General features: G+C 65.2%; 19 protein-coding genes. 11 read left to right on the forward strand and 8 right to left on the reverse strand.

Annotation, left to right across the window (positions count from 1 at the left end; all coding sequences use genetic code 11):
- Positions 1 to 4: 4 nt before the first annotated feature.
- From AWB79_RS35610 to phnF, 8 genes are all read right to left on the reverse strand, one after another.
- The gene (locus AWB79_RS35610; RefSeq protein WP_061172162.1) at positions 5 to 970 is read right to left on the reverse strand and encodes a MurR/RpiR family transcriptional regulator; all 966 of its coding nucleotides are present in this window, start codon (positions 968 to 970) and stop codon (positions 5 to 7) included.
- The gene (locus tag AWB79_RS35615; protein WP_061172163.1) at positions 927 to 1,979 is read right to left on the reverse strand and encodes a C45 family autoproteolytic acyltransferase/hydrolase; all 1,053 of its coding nucleotides are present in this window, start codon (positions 1,977 to 1,979) and stop codon (positions 927 to 929) included. The genes AWB79_RS35610 and AWB79_RS35615 overlap by 44 nt, the downstream gene beginning before the upstream one ends.
- Positions 1,980 to 1,999: 20 nt before the next feature.
- The gene (gene glnQ, locus AWB79_RS35620) at positions 2,000 to 2,749 is read right to left on the reverse strand and encodes a glutamine ABC transporter ATP-binding protein GlnQ (RefSeq protein ID WP_061172164.1); all 750 of its coding nucleotides are present in this window, start codon (positions 2,747 to 2,749) and stop codon (positions 2,000 to 2,002) included.
- Positions 2,746 to 3,402, reverse strand: a complete 657-nt coding sequence (gene glnP, locus AWB79_RS35625) for a glutamine ABC transporter permease GlnP (protein ID WP_061172165.1) — start codon at positions 3,400 to 3,402, stop codon at positions 2,746 to 2,748. Before glnP ends, glnQ begins: the two co-directional genes overlap by 4 nt.
- A 25-nt stretch (positions 3,403 to 3,427) precedes the next feature.
- Entirely contained in the window at positions 3,428 to 4,174 is a 747-nt protein-coding gene (gene glnH, locus AWB79_RS35630; RefSeq protein WP_061172166.1) for a glutamine ABC transporter substrate-binding protein GlnH, read from the reverse strand.
- A 173-nt stretch (positions 4,175 to 4,347) separates the two neighbouring features.
- On the reverse strand, positions 4,348 to 4,908 hold the full coding sequence (phnN, locus tag AWB79_RS35635; RefSeq protein ID WP_061172167.1) for a phosphonate metabolism protein/1,5-bisphosphokinase (PRPP-forming) PhnN: 561 nt from the start codon (positions 4,906 to 4,908) through the stop codon (positions 4,348 to 4,350).
- Positions 4,905 to 5,597, reverse strand: coding sequence for a DUF1045 domain-containing protein (locus tag AWB79_RS35640; protein ID WP_061172168.1), 693 nt, complete (start codon positions 5,595 to 5,597; stop codon positions 4,905 to 4,907). The genes phnN and AWB79_RS35640 overlap by 4 nt, the downstream gene beginning before the upstream one ends.
- Positions 5,594 to 6,352, reverse strand: a complete 759-nt coding sequence (gene phnF / locus AWB79_RS35645) for a phosphonate metabolism transcriptional regulator PhnF (RefSeq protein WP_061172169.1) — start codon at positions 6,350 to 6,352, stop codon at positions 5,594 to 5,596. The genes AWB79_RS35640 and phnF overlap by 4 nt, the downstream gene beginning before the upstream one ends.
- 163 nt (positions 6,353 to 6,515) lie before the next feature.
- Here phnF and phnG point away from each other — a divergent pair, with 163 nt between their 5' ends.
- From phnG to AWB79_RS35700, 11 genes are all read left to right on the forward strand, one after another.
- The gene (gene phnG / locus AWB79_RS35650) at positions 6,516 to 7,001 is read left to right on the forward strand and encodes a phosphonate C-P lyase system protein PhnG (protein ID WP_061172170.1); all 486 of its coding nucleotides are present in this window, start codon (positions 6,516 to 6,518) and stop codon (positions 6,999 to 7,001) included.
- A complete protein-coding gene (phnH, locus tag AWB79_RS35655) occupies positions 6,998 to 7,621 on the forward strand; it encodes a phosphonate C-P lyase system protein PhnH (protein ID WP_061172171.1) in 624 nt (207 codons plus the stop codon). Before phnG ends, phnH begins: the two co-directional genes overlap by 4 nt.
- Entirely contained in the window at positions 7,621 to 8,721 is a 1,101-nt protein-coding gene (locus AWB79_RS35660) for a carbon-phosphorus lyase complex subunit (RefSeq protein ID WP_061172172.1), read from the forward strand. The genes phnH and AWB79_RS35660 overlap by 1 nt, the downstream gene beginning before the upstream one ends.
- Positions 8,718 to 9,581 carry an alpha-D-ribose 1-methylphosphonate 5-phosphate C-P-lyase PhnJ gene (locus AWB79_RS35665; protein WP_061172173.1) on the forward strand — a complete coding sequence of 288 codons (864 nt, stop codon included), beginning with the start codon at positions 8,718 to 8,720 and terminating at the stop codon, positions 9,579 to 9,581. The genes AWB79_RS35660 and AWB79_RS35665 overlap by 4 nt, the downstream gene beginning before the upstream one ends.
- Positions 9,578 to 10,348, forward strand: a complete 771-nt coding sequence (gene phnK / locus AWB79_RS35670) for a phosphonate C-P lyase system protein PhnK (RefSeq protein ID WP_061172174.1) — start codon at positions 9,578 to 9,580, stop codon at positions 10,346 to 10,348. The genes AWB79_RS35665 and phnK overlap by 4 nt, the downstream gene beginning before the upstream one ends.
- A 10-nt stretch (positions 10,349 to 10,358) precedes the next feature.
- Entirely contained in the window at positions 10,359 to 11,126 is a 768-nt protein-coding gene (gene phnL, locus AWB79_RS35675) for a phosphonate C-P lyase system protein PhnL (protein WP_061172175.1), read from the forward strand.
- Positions 11,120 to 12,253: an alpha-D-ribose 1-methylphosphonate 5-triphosphate diphosphatase gene (locus AWB79_RS35680; protein ID WP_061172176.1), complete on the forward strand. Its 1,134-nt coding sequence runs from the start codon at positions 11,120 to 11,122 to the stop codon at positions 12,251 to 12,253. Before phnL ends, AWB79_RS35680 begins: the two co-directional genes overlap by 7 nt.
- A gap of 166 nt (positions 12,254 to 12,419) precedes the next feature.
- Positions 12,420 to 13,784 (forward strand): MFS transporter, encoded by a 1,365-nt coding sequence (locus tag AWB79_RS35685; protein ID WP_061172177.1) that lies wholly within the window; start codon positions 12,420 to 12,422, stop codon positions 13,782 to 13,784.
- A gap of 247 nt (positions 13,785 to 14,031) precedes the next feature.
- Complete coding sequence (locus AWB79_RS35690) at positions 14,032 to 15,570, forward strand: methyl-accepting chemotaxis protein (RefSeq protein ID WP_061172183.1); 1,539 nt, start codon at positions 14,032 to 14,034, stop codon at positions 15,568 to 15,570.
- 154 nt (positions 15,571 to 15,724) lie between these two features.
- Positions 15,725 to 16,006 (forward strand): hypothetical protein, encoded by a 282-nt coding sequence (locus AWB79_RS35695; RefSeq protein ID WP_061172178.1) that lies wholly within the window; start codon positions 15,725 to 15,727, stop codon positions 16,004 to 16,006.
- A 127-nt stretch (positions 16,007 to 16,133) separates the two neighbouring features.
- On the forward strand, positions 16,134 to 17,264 hold the full coding sequence (locus AWB79_RS35700) for an FUSC family protein (RefSeq protein WP_082862569.1): 1,131 nt from the start codon (positions 16,134 to 16,136) through the stop codon (positions 17,262 to 17,264).
- Positions 17,265 to 17,277 lie beyond the last annotated feature (13 nt).

The raw sequence follows: 17,277 nt of genomic DNA on the forward strand, positions 1-17,277 counted from the left end.
CACGTCACGACATTTCGATATCAAGCGACGTGATGAGCTTTTCGCGTCGCTCGAGCGCATGCAGCGCGCGCTCGCCGAGCTGCGCCGCGACGAGATTGAGCAAGCCCTCGCCGAACACGAGATACGCGCCCATGCTGTTGCTGAAGAAGCTGCTTTCGTGAGGGATCAGGAATGCGTGACGCGCGGGCGGAACGAGCGGAGAGGCGAGCGTATCGGTGATGGCGACCACGTCTAGGCCGGCATCGTTCGCCGCGTTCGCGGCGTCGGCGACGCTGCGCGTGTAGGGCGCGACGCTCGTGACGATCACCACGTCGCCCGGCTGCAGTTGCGCGAGTCCTTCCGCGACGCCGAGCCCTTGCGCATCGAGCAGCGCGACATCCGTGCGGATCATGCTCAGCCCATAACAGATGAAACTCGCGAGCGCGCTGAACTGGCGCAGGCCATGCACGCGCACGCGTTTCGCGTTGGCGAGCAAGGCGGCGGCGGCGCGCAGATCGTCGGGCGAGAGTTGCGAGATGAAGCCTTCCACATTGCCGATCGATTCACGCGCGAGCTTCACGACCATGTCGACTTCGGGCGCGGGATCGTGCGCGTGGGTCTTGCTGCTCGCGACGAGCCGTTCCGCCTGCTGGCTGTAGAAATGCCGATGCCGTTCCGCGAGCGTGTCGCGAAACACGCTTTGAAAGTCGGCGAATCCCGCATAGCCGAGTTTGGTCGACAGGCGCGTGAGCGTCGATGCATTGACATCGAGCGCGGTGGCCAGATCCGTGATGGTGCGCACCGCGACTTCTTCCGGGCGCTCGAGGAGCTTCGCGAGCACCGTATGCGCCTTGCCGCCGAGCGACATGCCGGCCTCGTCACGGCCGATGCGTATCACCAGTTCGCGCAGGCCATCCACGCTGCGTGGCGGCATCTTCGTGCCTGCTTCAGTTTCGCCCGCGCGCGGCGCCTTCCGTTTGCCTGTGTCCATTGATCATCCGATACCGGGCGGGCTGCCCGGGATGTTCGTGAACCTCCCATTCTATGTGAGACGCGCGAATCGCAATGTCGGCGGTGGCGAGCGTGTTTTCATCGTCGGGATCGTCGGGCTGCGTGCGATGAATCGGCAACGCGGCGTCTTCGCGATCCGCGAGGATCGCGAGCGGATGCGGCGCTTCACCGGATGCGAGCATCGCGTCGCCCCGCGTCTGACGATGCCGCGACGAGTCCGTCACCACCTGCGCGAAGCCATGCATCGATGGATGGATCGCGTGATTCGCATGCAGCGACGGCTTCTCGATTTCGACGGCCGAGCACGCATGCGTGCTGAATTCCAGGCTCAGCAAGGCGTTTTCCTTGCATGCGCCGAGCGTCAGATGAAACCCGCCCGCACGCGGATTGTCACGCACGATGGACACGGCTTCATCGAGCGTCGATGCATCGAGGATCGCGCGCGTGAGCACCATGCGCGGCACACCCGCGGCGACATCCCGCTGACGCAGATTGTTCACGGCCATCGCGAGACCGTGGTTCGTCACCGCGAACGTATGGCCCGGCAGCGAGCCGGGATAGACGAAGGCCGCGAAGCCCGCGCCGCCATCGATGCGGCATTCGGCGATCGCGCAATGTCCCGCGAATCCGGGATCGCCATCCTCGTTGTGGCTGATGCGCCGCACGTCCGCGCCGGGAAGCTGCACGGTCGTGCAGCCATCGGGCGCCATCGCCCAGACATCGCCACGGCAGTTCCAGAGGAACACGTCCTCGAAGGGCAGGGCGAGACCGGCGGCGAGACCCTGAAGCTCGTCCCACACGCGCGGGAAGCGTTTGCGCACGAGCGCGGCCATCGCCTGCGACATCTCGCTGCCGCGCCATTGCATGACGGTCTGCCACGCATGCGTCTTCAGCAGATGCGCATGCACGGCGCTCGCGCCGAAGCGCCCGAAGGCTTCGCCCGCTTCGCGCGGCGAGCCGTTGATTTCGATAAAACCGAGTGCTGCCATGGATCAAAGAGTACGTTGGGTTATTCGACGTGTTGCAGAAAATCGCGCAGCCGCTGATTAGGCGGATTATCGAGCAATTCGCGCGGCGGGCCATCCACCGTGATATGCCCGTGCTCCATGAAGATGAGCCGCGTGCCCACCTTGCGCGCGAACGCCATCTCGTGCGTGACCACGACCATCGTCATGCCTTCTTCCGCGAGCGACTGCATCACGCGCAGCACTTCCTGGCGCAATTCGGGATCGAGCGCGGACGTGGGTTCGTCGAAGAGCATGAGCTTGGGCTTCACGGCGAGCGCCCGCGCGATCGCGACACGCTGCTGCTGCCCGCCCGACAACTCGCTCGCATAGTGCCCGACGCGCGCGCCGAGCCCGACTTTCGTCAGCAGGTCGCGCGCCAGCGCCTCCGCTTCGGGCTTGTTCATGCCGCGCACCTGACGCGGCCCGAACGCGACGTTCTCGAGCGCCGTCATCTGCGGGAACAGATTGAACTGCTGGAACACCATGCCCGCTTCCTGACGAATCTCGCGCACCTTTTTCGAGCCGCCGAGCACGCTGATGCCATCGACGATGAGATCGCCGCCATCGATCTGCTCCAGCGCGTTGATGCAGCGCAGAAGCGTGGACTTGCCCGAGCCCGACGGCCCGATCAGCACGACGACTTCGCCCGCGCCGATGTTCAGTTCGACCTGATCGAGCACGACCGTCTTGCCGAAGCGCTTGGTCACGCCCTTGAATTGCACCATGTGGCCGTTGTGATGGTTCGTGTTCATAGAATGCGCATCCGCCGTTCCATCGTGCGCAGCCCGAAGGTGAGCGCGCCGATCATGCAGAGATAAATGATCGCCACCGCGGTCCAGATTTCCACCGCGCGAAAATTCGACGCCATGATTTCCTGACCTTGCCGCGTGAGCTCGCCCACGCCGATCACGATGAACAGCGACGTGTCCTTCAGACTGACGATGAACTGGTTGCCGAGCGCGGGCGTCATGCGTCTGAACGCCACCGGCCCGACCACGAACGCGAGCACGCGCCAGCCCGGCATGCCGAGTGCGAGGCCCGCTTCGGTCAGCCCGCGCGGCACGGAAAGAAACGCGCCGCGGACGATCTCCGCGATATACGCGCCCGAGTTGATGACGATCGACACGACCGCCGCCGTCATCGCATCGACGCGAACGTGAAGCAGCAAGGGCAGCGCGAAGTAGATGAACATCACCTGCACGACGATCGGCGTGCCGCGCACGAACTCGATATACGTGAACGCGATCTTCTGGCACAGCGCGTTGCCATACGCGCGCATCAGGCCGAACAGCAGGCCGACGAGCATGCCGCCCGCGAGCCCGAGCAAGGTGATCAGCACCGTGAGACGCGCCCCTTGCATGAGCGCGGGCACGGCGTCCATGATGACCGACAGATCGAACTGCATCATTGATCTCCTGTGTCGGCGCGCGTCACGACTTCGCCGGCTCGACGCCGAACCACTTCTTGTAGATCGCCGCGTAACGGCCATCGGCCTTGATCTTCACGAGTTCCGCGTTGACCTTCGCGACGAGCGGGCTGCCCTTCGGAAACGCGATGCCGTATTGCTGCGCCATCATCTGCGGGCCGACTGCCTTCACGCGCGACTTGCCCGCCGTGTGGATGTAGTAGAGAACGTTCGGCGTGTCGTGCATCGCGGCATCGACGCGGCCGGTCGCAAGCTCCAGATACGCGTTGTCGATATTCGGGAACGCGCGCAGCTCCGTGTCCTTGAAGTTCGCCTTCGCGTAATCGAACGACGACGTGCCGGTCTTGACCGCGAGCGTCTTGCCCTTGAGATCGTCCGGTCCCTTGATCGCGCTGTTCGACGGCACCATCAGCGTGAAGCCGCTGTCGTAGTAGCCGTCTGAAAAGTCAATGACCTTCTTGCGCTCGTCCTTGATCGTGATTCCGGCGAGCGCGACATCGACGTTACGCGTCTGCAGCGCGGGCAGGATGCCGCTGAAATCCATCGGCTGGAGCTTGTAGTCGAGCTTCAGATCCTTGGCGATCTCCTTCCACAAGTCGATGTCGAAGCCGACGTACTCATTGCCCTGCTTGAATTCGAACGGCACGAAGGCCGTGTCGCACGCGACGAGCAGCGTCTCGGCGCGCGCCGCGCCACTGACGAGGGAAAGCGCGGCCACGGCGGCCACGGCGAATTTTGCAGCGAGTTTCATGAGTGACCCCTTGGCAAAGTGGTTTCGACCGAAAACGCAATCAGATTTGCTTTTTAATGCGCAACGCAAATCGATTTGCAAAGTGTCGGCGAACGAAAACCGACTTGCAACTCAGGGTTTATACGGAGAGAGTCGCGCCGCGGAGTGCGGCGCGTTCGGGAAAGGAAGGGCGTTTAGATGCGGCCCGCGAGCGCGAGCACGTCGAGGAACTGCGTGCCGGCATCGGCGAGCATGCCGGAATTGTCGATCTTCACGACATGCGCCGCCGTCGGCAATTCGAACGCGGGACGGCGCGCGAGACGCGCCTCGATCTGGTGCGCGTCCTCGCGTCCGCGTCGCGCGAGACGGGCGGCGAGCACGGCGGGCGTCGCATCGATATGCACGAAGCGCGCATCCGGATAACGCTCGAGCGCGAGCTCCGCATGTTGCCGCGAGCCGTTCACGACGACCGGCATGCCGCGCGCGAGCCACGCATCCAGCTCGATCCCGATGCCATAGCGCAGCCCGAGGCTTTCCCAATGCATCGCGAAGAGGCCGTACGAAAGACGCGATACGAATTCGTCGTGCGTGAGCGCGATATGGTTCTCGCCCTCCGCAACGGCGCGCGTGATATAGCGGTGCGCGAACATCACGCGCGAGCCCACGCGTTCGCGCGCGAAGCCGAGCAGCGAGTCCTTGCCCGCGCCCGAAGGTCCCATCACGTAGATCAGTTTCGTGCTATCGACCGCGGTCATGCCACGTCCTGTGCATTGTTGAACGGCAGGCGCCGCCACAGCATGAACGGCGCACCGGGCTCGGGCTCGATGAAGAGCGCGGCGCCATGCATCGGCAGCGGACCGAGTTCCTCGATGCGCTGCGTCCAGTCCGACACAATCGATGCGCGCGCGTTCCCGTCGTCGAGGGAGTCGGAGAGCGTCATGTGGAAGCGGTATTCGTCGAAGACATATGGATAGCCCCAGTCGCGCAGCAAGGCGATTTGCCGCGCGCTCATGCCATCGACGATGCGCCGCTCGATGCTCTCCCGCGAAGGCCGCGCACGCAACGCGACCAGCGAGCGCAACGCACTTGCGGCGAGCAGGCGCAGCGCGTCGTCGTCGCTCGCTCGCGCGGGGCGCAGCGCGACGAAGCGGCCGAGCTCGGCGGCCTTCACCTGCATCTCGAAGCGCGAAATAGCGCCCGCCCACGCGCGAGCGCAAGCCAGCACGTCCGCGAGTTCGACTCCCGGCGCCATTTGAAACGGCGCGACCAGCGTCGCGTGCCAGCCGTAGCGGCGCGGCGCATGGGTCAGATCGCGCGCGGGCGTCGCGGTTTCGAGACCGTTCTCGGGGTCGCGGCCGAGCCATTCGCAGCCCTCGCGCCACCATGCGGACGCGGCGGGCGGCGCGTAATACAACGCGACGCGCGGATGTGCGGCGCCCGTCATAGATCGTGCTCGACCATCAGTTGCACGCGATCGGCCGCGAAATGCGTGATGCCGTACTTGATCGGCACGCCGTCTTCGTCGACGTCGACGTTTTCGACCCACAGCACCGGCTGCTGGCGATTGATCTGCAGGCGCCGCGCCACATCCGACGAAGGCAGCACGCTGCCGATGCGGCTCCACTTGCGGGTGTAATCCTTCACGCCGAACTTCTCCAGCGCCGCGCTCACGCCGCCGGTCGATTCGATCGCCGCGGGCAGGTCGTTGAAGCGCGCGGCCGGATACCAGTTGCGCGCGTAGGTCATGGGAATGCCGTCGGAATCGTGGCGCGTCTCGATCTGATAGACGAGCGTGCCCGCGCGCACGCCGAGCGCCTTCGAGACGGTCGGATCGGCCTTCACGCGCTCGGAGCTGAGCACGACGCCCGCCGACGTGTGTTTCTGCCGCCGCAGGTTTTCGGTGAAACGCGTGCGCCTGCCGATCTGATAGTCGATCGCGCCGGGCTGCACGAAGGTGCCGCGCCCCTGCTCGACGCTGACGAGTCCCGTCGCGGCGAGCCTGAGCATCGCGCGGCGCACGGTATGACGATTCACGTCGAAGCGTTTGGCCAGCTCGGCTTCGCTCGGCAGGCGGCCTTCGTCGCCGAAGCTTTTCGCGGCGATCTCGGCGGCGAGAATCTGCTCGATCTGCCGCCAGACCGCGACCCCCGCGCCGCGCTCGACGGCAACGCCAGGCGCCGCATTTTCGTTCGATGTCATTGCGCTGTCATTCCTGTCGGTTTGAATATCGTTCTCTCGAATTGTAGTGCGCAACTCGTGATGGAAATGTGAAAGCTTCACTACACCACCAAACGTCTAGACGACTAGATATGACCACGAGTAGCATGACGATGACCGGAACCTTCCAGCTACGGGAAAAGCGATGAGTACTTTTTCAACGGAGCCGCACGAAGCGCTGGGCCGCCGCGAATGGATGGCGGTGCTTGCCCGCACGCCGCGCGACGTGCTGCAACAGACCTTCGATGCCGCGCTCGACGGCGCGCAAGCGCCCGATTACGAATGGCTGCGCGCGCCGGATATCGGCCTCGCGATGGTGCGCGGGCGCATCGGCGGCACGGGCGATGCGTTCAATCTCGGCGAGACGACCGTCACGCGCGCCACGCTGCGTTTGCGTACCGATGACGGCAGCGCGCCCGTTGGCGTCGCGGTGCACATGGGCCGCGACAAGGAGCGCGCCACGCTCGCTGCGCTCGCGGATGCGCTGCTGCAAATGCCGCGTTATGCAACGCAATTGCAGGCGCAACTGATCGCGCCGCTGGCCGCGCGCATCGCCGACGAACGGCGTCGCAAGGAAAGCCAGGCGGCCGCAACGAAGGTGGAATTCTTCACGATGGTGAGAGGCGAATGATGCGAATCGACATGGCCACGCTCGTGCCCGGCTTCAACGACACGGTGCACGACGCGCAGCGCGTGTTCCGCGCGCTGCTCGATGCGCTGTCGCGCCCGGGCAGGATCGTCGCGATCGATGCTGCGCTGCCGGACAATCACGCGATGCGCGACGGCCTCGCGGGGCGCGTGCCGCTCGCGGCGTTCGCCTCGCTGCTGGCGCTGACGGACTATTCGACGCCCGTGTTCATCGAACGCGATGACCACGTGCTCGGCGACGCGTTGCGTTTCCATGCGAGCGCGCCGCTCACGAAAGAGCGACGCGCCGCCGCGTTCGCCTATATCGACGAAGCGAGCAACATGCCGCCGCTCGATGCGTTCTCGCACGGCGAGCCGGAGTCGCCGGAAGAGGCTGCGACCTTGTTCATCCGGGTGCCGTCGCTCACGACGGGCGAGCCGCTCGTGTGGCGCGGCCCGGGCATCGCGGAGTCGCGCACGGTCGGCATCGCGGGACTCACGCGCGAATTCTGGCGGCAGCGCGCGGCGCTCACGGCCCTCTTTCCTTGCGGCATCGATTGTTATTTCGTGGCGGGCGGCTCGCTCGTCGGCCTGCCGCGCACGACGCATGTGGAGGTGAACTGATGTATGTCGCGGTCAAGGGTGGCGAACGCGCCATCGAACGTTCATGGGACGTGCTCGCGAAGCAGCGTCGCGGCGATGTGTCCGTGCCCGAGCTGTCCGTCGCGCAGATTCGGGAGCAGTTGCGGCTCGCCGTCGCGCGCGTGATGACCGAAGGCTCGGTCTATGACGAAGACCTGGCCGCGCTCGCGATCAAGCAGGCGGCGGGCGATCTCGTCGAGGCGATCTTTCTGCTGCGCGCATATCGCACGACGCTGCCGCGCTTCGGCTACACGTTGCCGGTGAATACGGAAGCGATGTGCGTCGAGCGCCGCATCTCGGCGGCGTTCAAGGATATTCCCGGCGGTCAGATGCTCGGCGGAACCTACGATTACACGCAACGTCTGCTCGATTTCACGTTGCTCGCTGAAGGCGAACACGTTGGCGATGCAAGCATGGAAACTAAAACGCCCGACGCGAGCGCCATGCCGCGCGTGCTTTCGATGCTCGACAAGGAAGGCCTGATCGAGCAGGAACGAGCGCATGACGATGCGCCGGAGCCGGGCGATCTGTCGCGCGAGCCGCTGTCGTTTCCCGCCGATCGCGCGACGCGCCTGCAAAACCTCGCACGCGGCGACGAAGGCTTTCTGCTCGCGGTCGGCTACGCGACGCAGCGCGGCTATGCGCACAGTCATCCGTTCGCGGGCGAGATTCGTCATGGCGAAGTCGCGGTCGAGATGTTCGTCGATGAGCTGGGCTTCGCGGCCGAGATCGGCGATATCGATATCACCGAATGCCAGATGATCAACCAGTTCGCGGGCAGCGGCGAGACGCCGCCGGCCTTCACGCAAGGCTATGGTCTGGCCTTTGGCCATTCGGAGCGCAAGGCGATGGCGATGGCGCTCGTCGATCGCGCACTGCGCGCGCAGGAACTGGGAGAGACGGTCGGGTCGCCGACGCAGGACCCCGAGTTCGTGCTGTATCACAGCGACAACGTGGAAGCATCCGGCTTCGTGCAGCATCTGAAACTGCCGCATTACGTCGATTTCCAGTCGGAACTGGAATTGCTGCGCCGTTTGCGCGCGGCGCATGGCGCGGACGACAACAAGGAGAACGCGGCATGAACGCACTCACCGAAGGTTATAACTTCGCGTATCTCGACGAGCAGACCAAACGCATGATCCGCCGCGCGCTGCTCAAGGCCGTGGCGGTGCCGGGCTATCAGGTGCCGTTCGCCTCGCGCGAAATGCCGCTGCCTTATGGATGGGGCACGGGCGGCTTGCAGGTGACGTCCGCGATCATCGGCGCGAGCGATACGCTCAAAGTCATCGATCAAGGCTCGGATGAAACGACGAACGCGGTGAACATCCGCCGCTTCTTCGCGCGCACGGCGGGTGTGGCGACCACCACGCGCACGGCGGAGGCGAGCATCGTGCAGACGCGTCACCGCATTCCCGAGACGCCGCTCACGGACAGGCAGATTCTCGTCTATCAGGTGCCGATGCCCGAGCCGCTGTACCGGCTCGAACCGCGCGTGACCGAGTGCAGAAAGCTGCATGCGCTCGCGGATTACGGTCTCATCAACGTGAAATACTATGAGGATATCGTGCAGCACGGCGGCATTGCGACGACCTACGATTACCCGGTGATGGTGAACGATCGCTATCTCACGTCGCCTTCGCCGATCCCCAAGTTCGATAACCCGAAGATGCACATGAACCCCGCATTGCAACTCTTCGGCGCGGGCCGCGAACGGCGCATCTACGCCATTCCGCCTTATACGAAAGTGAAGAGCCTCGACTTCGAGGATCATCCTTTCAGCGTGCAGAAATGGGAGCACGCATGCGCACTGTGCGGCTCGCATGAAAGCTTTCTCGACGAGATGATCGTCGACGATCAGGGCACGCGCATGTTCGTCTGCTCCGATAGCGACTACTGCCACAGCCGCCGCGATGACGAAGGCGACGAAGAGGTGACGCAATGAAGCCACTGCTGCAAGCCACGCGCCTCACGAAGCGCTACGACGGTCGCGGCGGCTGCGTCGATGTCGATCTCGAGGTCTATCCGGGCGAAGTGCTGTGCATCGTCGGTGAATCGGGCTCGGGGAAATCGACCTTGCTGAACGCGCTCGCGATGCGCAGCGAGATCGACGGCGGCGCGCTCGCGTACACCACGCGCGATGGCGAAACGCTCGATCTCCCGACGCTCGCCGAACCGCGAAAACGCCTTCTTTCACGCACCGAATGGGGCTTCGTGCATCAGAACGCACGCGACGGATTGCGCCGCAATGTATCGGCGGGCGCGAACATCGGCGAACCGTTGATGGCGATCGGCGCGCGTCACTACGGACGTCTGCGCGAGACCGCCGCCGACTGGATGAGCCGCGTCGAACTCGACGCCGCGCGCATCGACGAGCTGCCTTCGGCGTTCTCCGGCGGCATGCAGCAGCGCCTGCAGATCGCGCGTAATCTGGTGACGGGCCCGCGCCTCGTGTTCATGGACGAGCCCACCGCCGGTCTCGATGTCTCCGTGCAGGCGCGTCTGCTCGACCTGCTGCGCACGCTCACGAGCAAGCTGCATCTCGCGGCGGTGATCGTCACGCACGATATCGGCGTCGCGCGGCTGCTCGCGCATCGGCTGATGGTGATGAAGGACGGGCGCGTCGTCGAGAGCGGTCTCACGGATCAGGTGCTCGACGATCCGCAACATCCTTATACGCAGACGCTGGTGGCGTCCGTGCTGCCGGTTTGAGGTGCGACTGATGAGAATCGATTCCTTCATTGCGAACGACAAGCTGATGCTGCAGGCGCGCGGCATCGAGAAAACTTTCACGCTGCATCAGCAGGGCGGGGCGCGCATCGCGGCATTGTCGGGCGTATCGCTCGATGTGGAGCGCGGCGAGTGCGTCGTGCTCGCGGGCGCATCGGGCGCAGGCAAGAGCACGTTCCTGCGTTGCATGTACGGCAACTATCTCGCGACGCGCGGCAGCATCGCCATTCGCGACGACAGCCAGCCATCGCGTCACACGATGCTGACCGAAGCCGCGCCGCACGACATCATCCGCCTGCGCAACACGACGATGGGCTACGTGAGCCAGTTTCTGCGCGCGATTCCGCGTGTGTCGTCGCTCGATCTCGTCGCGGAGCCGCTGATTTCACGCGGCATCGATGAAACGCAAGCGCGCGATCGCGCGTGTGGCCTGCTCGAACGGCTCAACGTGCCGCGCCGTCTGTGGACGCTCGCGCCCGCGACGTTCTCGGGCGGCGAGCAGCAGCGCGTGAATATCGCGCGCGGGCTGATCGCGGCGCATCCGCTGTTATTGCTCGATGAACCCACCGCGTCGCTCGATGCGGAGAACCGCGACGTGGTCGCCGACCTGATCGTCGAAGCGCGCGAAATGGGCGCCGCGATCGTCGGCATCTTTCACGACGAAGACACGCGCGAGCGCGTCGCGACGCGTATCGTGCGGCTCGCGAGCGCTGCGGCAGCGAACGTTCAAACCGATTCCGGAGTGTTGCAGACATGCTGATCAAGAATGCGCGCATCGTGACGCGCGACGAGGATTTCGTGGGCACGGTGCGTATGGAAGGCGCGCGCATCGCGGAAATCGCGCCGGGTAATACCTCGGCGCGCGAGGCCGAAGACTGGGGCGGCGACTATCTGCTGCCGGGATTCGTCGAGCTGCATACGGACAACATCGAGAAGCATCTCGCGCCGCGTCCGGGGGTGCTGTGGAATCACGAAGCGGCGATCATCGTGCACGACGCGCAAGTGGCGGCGGCCGGCATCACGACCGTATTCGATGCGCTGGGCGTGGGCTCGCGTCCCGAAGACGGCGTGCGCGGCCGCGAGCTTCAGGTGCAATGCGCGAAGTCGATCGGCAAGTTCGTCGAACGCGATCTGTTGCGCGCCGATCACTTCCTGCATCTGCGCTGCGAAGTAGGCACGACCGATGTGGTCGAAGTATTCGACTCCCTGAGCACGCATCCGCTCTTCAGGCTCGCGTCCGTGATGGATCACACGCCGGGCCAGCGGCAATGGCAGGACCACGAGAAGTGGCGCAAGTATCAGGAGCGCCACGGCAAATGGAGCGACGAGCACGCCAGCAAGATCCTCGCCGAACTCTCCGATCATCAGGCGCGTTACGCTGCGAAGCATCGCGCGGAGATCGTCGCACGCTGCCGTGCGCTGAACATTTCGCTCGCGAGTCACGACGACACGCTCGTCGAGCATGTGGAGGAAGCGGCGCGCGACGGCATCGCGCTCGCCGAGTTTCCGACCACGCTCGCGGCGGGGCGCGCGGCGCGCGAACACGGCATCGCGACGATCATGGGCGCGCCCAACGTGGTGCGCGGCGGCTCGCATTCGGGCAACGTGTCGGCGCTCGAACTGGCGCGCGAGGGGCTGCTGGACATTCTGTCGTCGGATTACGTGCCGTCGAGCTTGCTGATCGCGGTGTTCGATCTCGTCGCGAAGGCGGGCTGGTCGCTGCCGCGCGCGGTCGCCACCGTTTCGTGGGCGCCGGCGCACGCGGCGGGCCTCGCCGATCGCGGCGCCATCGCGACGGGACTGCGCGCCGACTTCGTCCGCGTCGCCGAGATGGACGGGGTGCAGGTGCCGCGCGAGACCTGGCGCGCGGGACGGCGCGTCGCCTGAAGCCGTGTGTCAGCGCTTCGTCATACGCGGGTAAGCCCGCGTTGACGAAGCGCAAGCTTCTTAAGTACCCTCACGCACGAGTTCGCTATGTGAATCGATGTTCGTATACCGAACATTTGGCGATGATACATGCGAATGCGTCAACTAATTTCGATGAGGGAATGAAGTGAGTAGAAGCCCTGCCGTGAACGTACAGACGTTCATCAATGACCATCCGTTCTCGCCGTTTCAGTGGCTCATCTTCGGGATGTGCTTCGTGATCGTGCTGCTGGACGGCTTCGATACCGCCGCGATCGGCTTCATCGCGCCCTCGCTCGTCGTCGAATGGAAGATCAGCCGCCCCGCGCTCGCGCCGGTGCTGAGCGCGGCGCTGTTCGGCCTCGCCGCCGGCGCGCTGCTGTCCGGGCCGCTCTCCGACAAGCTCGGCCGACGCCTGATGCTGCTTTCATCGGTGCTGATCTTCGGCGTCGCGTGTCTCGCTTCGTCGTTCTCGGCGGACATCACGCAATTGACGGCGCTGCGCTTCGTCACCGGTCTGGGTCTCGGCGCGGCCATGCCGAACGCGGTCACGATGATGAGCGAGTTCTGCCCCGACAATCGCCGCGCGACGCTCATCAACCTGATGTTCTGCGGCTTTCCGCTGGGTGCGGCCTTCGGCGGCTTTCTCGCCGCGTGGATGATCCCGCACTTCGGCTGGCGCAGCGTGCTGCTGCTCGGCGGCATCGCGCCGCTGGTGCTTTCGGTGCTGCTGATCGCGACGCTGCCCGAATCGGTGCGCTATATGGTGGCGAAGGCCAGGCCCGTCGAGAAGATTCGCGCCACGCTCGCCCGCATTTCCGCCGATGCGATGCAGGCCGGCTCGTTCTTCATGACCGAAGCCGCGCCCGCCGCGACCGGACAGAGCGGCATGAGCGTGGTGTTGTCGCGCTCGTACATCGTCGGTTCGGTCATGCTGTGGCTCACGTACTTCATGGGCCTCGTGATCTTCTACGCGTCGATCAACTGGATGCCGATCCTGCTGAAGGAATCGGGCCTCGCCCCGCAAACGGCGACGCTGATCTCCGCGCTGTTCCCGCTGGGCGGCGTCGGCGCGGTGCTGTGCGGCGTGCTGATGGACAAGTTCAACGCGAACCGCATCATCGCCGTGTGCTACGGGCTGACGGCCGTGAGCGTGTATCTGATCGGCCAGGCGGCGGGCAATGTCGGCATGCTGGTGGTCGTCGTGTTCGTCGCGGGCGTGCTGATGAACACCGCGCAATCGTCGATGCCCGCGCTCGCCGCGGCGTTCTATCCGACGCAAGGGCGCGGCACCGGCGTCGCGTGGATGCTGGGCATCGGGCGCTTCGGCGGCATCGCGGGATCGTTCCTCGTCGCGGAACTGACGCGCCGGCATTTCACCTTCGGCGGCATCTTCGCGGTGATCGCCGTGGCGGGCATCGTGTCGGCGGTGGCGCTGCTGATCAAGCAGGCAGCGCATCCGCAAACCGCCATGGCCAGCGATCTCAAGGCCACGGAGCCGCTCGGACACTGAATTCGACGCGTGTGTGTTGGTGGTTGCAGTGAGTCGCCCCGCGTGATGTGAGTCGCGCGGGGCTTTTTCATGTCCGGCGACGCCGTGCGCGTCCCTCAAGATCGAGCGCCGACTGCCGTTAAATTGCGAGCAGCTTTCGAAATCGGGGCCGCGTCGCATGTCCGTGCGCAAACGTAAAACGGAGCCTGCGATTCGAAGCCGCACTGCGCGCCTGCCCGGCGCTTTTATCGGCCCCTTCGACCAGATCGTGAAAAAACTCTCCTTCAAGACCAAGCTCATGAGCACCGTGGGCTTCGTGTGGTTCAGCCTGATTCTTCTGTGCGTCGTCAACGCGATATCCACGAAACACTCGCTGATGCGCAGCCGCGAAGGCGCGCTCGCCGAACAGGTTCAATCGGCGACGAGCGTCGTCAGGTTCTATGTAAAGCAGGCGCAAAGCGGTGCGCTTCCCGAAGAGGAAGCAAAGAAGCTGGCGATCGCGAGCGTGCGCGCGATCCGTTACGGCACGAGCGGCTATCTCGGCATCCTTGATTCGAAGTTGTTCCAGGTCCTCAATCCAGTGCGTCCGGACACGGAAAACAAGATCAACGATTTCATCGACAGCACCGGCAAGCACTTCACCGGCGAGATCGTGAAGCATGGTCTCGATGGCTCGCATCTGACGACCTACTACTATCCGAAACCCGGCGAGACCGAGCCGCTGCAGAAGCTCACCTACGGCGACTATGTGCGCGAATGGGACTGGCACGTCTACACGGGCGCGTATATCGACGACATCGACGCCGCGTTTCGCGCAATCGTGCTGCGCTCGCTCATGCTCATCGGCGTGATCGGCGTGGCCCTCACGTTCGCGATGTCGCTGATCATTCGCGGCGTGCTGAAGAGCATCGGCGGCGATCCGCGCGATGCGTCCATCGTGTGCCAGCGCATCGCGGCCGGCGATCTCGCGCAGGCCGTGCCCGTGAAGCCGGGCGACGATTCGAGCCTGATGCATTCGATGCACGCGATGCAGACGCGCCTCACGACGACGATCGCGCAGATCAAGCTCGTCGCCGACGGCATCACGGCGGCGTCGCGCGAAATCGCCGATGGGCATCACGATCTGTCGTCGCGTACCGAAGAGCAGGCGGCATCGCTCGCGGAAACGGCGTCGAGCATGGAAGAGCTCACCTCGACCGTGCGCCTCAATTCCGACAACGCGGGACAGGCGAGCCAGTTCGCGGCGAATGCCTCCTCGACGGTGGAGTCCGGCAGCGGCGTCGTGCTCGGCGTGGTCGCGACGATGGACAAGATCGCGGGCAGCTCGGAGAAGATCGTCGACATCATCGGCGTGATCGAGGGCATCGCGTTCCAGACCAATATTCTCGCGCTGAACGCGGCCGTCGAGGCGGCGCGCGCGGGAGAGCATGGCCGTGGCTTCGCCGTGGTCGCATCGGAAGTGCGCGCGCTGGCGCAACGTTGCGCGGCGGCGGCGAAAGACGTGAAGACGCTTATCGACGAATCCGTGACCAACGTGACGGCGGGGCAGGATCTCGCGCAGCAATCCGGCGACACGATGAAGCAGATTCTCAGCTCCGTCACGCGCGTGTCCGACATCATGAACGAGATCTCGTCGGCTTCGACGCAGCAGACGCAGGGCATCGAGCAGGTGGGCGTCGCGATCACGCAGATGGACGCGGTGACGCAGCAGAACGCCGCGCTCGTCGAGCAGGCGACGGCCGCTGCCGCGGCGCTCGCCGTGCAGGCCGAGGAACTGAAAAGCGCGGTGGCGGTGTTCAGGACCTGATGCGCCCGGCGTTTGCGAATCGTCAGACCGCGGCATGTGGCGTGCTGACTTTATCGATGCGAACCGGCCGCCGCCGCGATGCACGCGCGGCGGCCTGCAGGCAAGACAAGCCGCACGAATCGCATTTCGCAAACCGCCAACAGGAGTTTTCGACATGAAACGTTTCGCCCTTTCCGCCGCTGCCGGCGCTTTCGCTCTGGTCTGTGCGTCCGCCTTCGCGCAGGACAATCCGCCGAGCTCGACCACGGGCATGCAGGCCGGCGACAACGCGCAAACGACGACGCAGCCGGCGCACAAGTCGCCTTCGCACAAGTCCTCACACTCGAAGAAGATGCACGAGAATTCGATGAAGTCGGGTCCCTCGACCGAGCCCGGCGGCACCGCGACGCCGAGCGGTCCGGGCGCGCCCGTGAGCGCGAGCGGCTCGGGCAAGTAACACGTTTTGCAGGGAAGAACGGGACGCCACGCGGCGTCCCGTTTTTTTTGCAGCGCGCTTTTGCGGGGAACGCGCGCGCACCATCGCCTAGAATGCGTTGCAGACCGGCTTCCTTCGGTGGATCGCAATGGACGACGAGCAGCAGATGGGCGGCGCGGGCGCGCGACTCGCGGACACGGCGCGGAGCGTCGGGCAGGCGGCGGGGCGTCACGCGCGCGCGGCGCTTGCATGGCTCGATCGCGTCGATCCGGGCACGCATCGGCGCATCAAGGGCTTGCGGCTCGTGACCGCGTACGGCCTCGCGGCGGCGCTCGGCGCATTGCAGGACGTGACGCAACATGTGCCGCTTGGCGTCTCCGTGGGCGCGCTCGCGGGCGGGTTCGCGTTGTGGGCGAGCGTGTCGGAGGCGCGCACGACGCGTTTCGAATCGAGCCGCGATCTCGTCATCCTGTGTTGCGCCGCTGCATTCGGCGCGCTGCTGTTTGCATGGTTCGAGGCGTATTTTCGCGGCTTCGGCCGTGGCGGCGTCGAGCTCATTCTCGTCACGGGCGCGTTTCTCGCAGGCTATCTGAAGCGCTTCGGGCTGACCGGCGCGGGCGTGGGCTCGCAGCTTTATATCGGTGAGCTGCTCGCGTATGGCATGGACCTGACGTCCGGCGATTCATGGGCGATCCTGCTCGCGCTGCTGATCGGCATGCTGGCGGCCATCGTGCCGCGTGTGCTGTCCGGGCCGGCGGAACATCCGGTCGTGTTGCCCGCGCTCGCATCCGAGCCGGCTTATGGGCGGGAAGCGGTGTCTCCCGCGCTCGCGATGGGCCTGCAGGCGGCGTGCGGCGCGCTCGTCGTGGTGGCGCTCAATCGCACGTTCGGGCTTGCGGAATCGGCGTGGGCCATCACGGCGTGCGTGTATGTCGTGGCGACGTCGGCAGTCGGCACGGCCGAGCGCGTGCGGCGGCGCATCTATGGAACGCTCGTCGGCGTGCCGATCGGAATCGTGTGTCTGCCGCTCGCGGAACATTGGCCGCTGATCGTGTGGACCCTGTCCGCGTTCGGGATGATCGTCTATGCGATGGCGCTGCCGGAGCGTTACGACATCGCGTGCGGGGCGTTCGCGTTCGTGCTGATCGTGACGCTGGCCGCGAGCGGGATTCATTCGGTCTCGCTGCTGACGGCGCGCGCCTGGGAAACCTTGCTAGGCGGGGCGTTGGGCCTGATTGCTTCACGCGTGGTGTTTCCGCTGCGCGTGATCAAGGCGTGACCGCACACGCCGA

Source organism: Caballeronia hypogeia, assembly GCF_001544875.2.
Taxonomy (GTDB): Bacteria; Pseudomonadota; Gammaproteobacteria; order Burkholderiales; family Burkholderiaceae; genus Caballeronia; species Caballeronia hypogeia.

What these genes read in the sequence shown, in the direction of transcription:
- glnH (WP_061172166.1), bottom strand. Translation starts at nt 4,174, where the DNA reads ATGAAACTCGCTGCAAAATTCGCCGTGGCCGCCGTGGCCGCGCTTTCC.
- AWB79_RS35695 (WP_061172178.1), top strand. Translation starts at nt 15,725, where the DNA reads ATGAAACGTTTCGCCCTTTCCGCCGCTGCCGGCGCTTTCGCTCTGGTC.
- phnN (WP_061172167.1), bottom strand. Translation starts at nt 4,908, where the DNA reads ATGACCGCGGTCGATAGCACGAAACTGATCTACGTGATGGGACCTTCG.
- glnQ (WP_061172164.1), bottom strand. Translation starts at nt 2,749, where the DNA reads ATGAACACGAACCATCACAACGGCCACATGGTGCAATTCAAGGGCGTG.
- phnL (WP_061172175.1), top strand. Translation starts at nt 10,359, where the DNA reads ATGAGAATCGATTCCTTCATTGCGAACGACAAGCTGATGCTGCAGGCG.
- phnF (WP_061172169.1), bottom strand. Translation starts at nt 6,352, where the DNA reads ATGACATCGAACGAAAATGCGGCGCCTGGCGTTGCCGTCGAGCGCGGC.
- AWB79_RS35610 (WP_061172162.1), bottom strand. Translation starts at nt 970, where the DNA reads ATGGACACAGGCAAACGGAAGGCGCCGCGCGCGGGCGAAACTGAAGCA.
- phnG (WP_061172170.1), top strand. Translation starts at nt 6,516, where the DNA reads ATGAGTACTTTTTCAACGGAGCCGCACGAAGCGCTGGGCCGCCGCGAA.
- AWB79_RS35680 (WP_061172176.1), top strand. Translation starts at nt 11,120, where the DNA reads ATGCTGATCAAGAATGCGCGCATCGTGACGCGCGACGAGGATTTCGTG.
- AWB79_RS35660 (WP_061172172.1), top strand. Translation starts at nt 7,621, where the DNA reads ATGTATGTCGCGGTCAAGGGTGGCGAACGCGCCATCGAACGTTCATGG.
- AWB79_RS35615 (WP_061172163.1), bottom strand. Translation starts at nt 1,979, where the DNA reads ATGGCAGCACTCGGTTTTATCGAAATCAACGGCTCGCCGCGCGAAGCG.
- AWB79_RS35640 (WP_061172168.1), bottom strand. Translation starts at nt 5,597, where the DNA reads ATGACGGGCGCCGCACATCCGCGCGTCGCGTTGTATTACGCGCCGCCC.
- AWB79_RS35700 (WP_082862569.1), top strand. Translation starts at nt 16,134, where the DNA reads ATGGACGACGAGCAGCAGATGGGCGGCGCGGGCGCGCGACTCGCGGAC.
- glnP (WP_061172165.1), bottom strand. Translation starts at nt 3,402, where the DNA reads ATGCAGTTCGATCTGTCGGTCATCATGGACGCCGTGCCCGCGCTCATG.
- AWB79_RS35665 (WP_061172173.1), top strand. Translation starts at nt 8,718, where the DNA reads ATGAACGCACTCACCGAAGGTTATAACTTCGCGTATCTCGACGAGCAG.
- phnH (WP_061172171.1), top strand. Translation starts at nt 6,998, where the DNA reads ATGATGCGAATCGACATGGCCACGCTCGTGCCCGGCTTCAACGACACG.
- phnK (WP_061172174.1), top strand. Translation starts at nt 9,578, where the DNA reads ATGAAGCCACTGCTGCAAGCCACGCGCCTCACGAAGCGCTACGACGGT.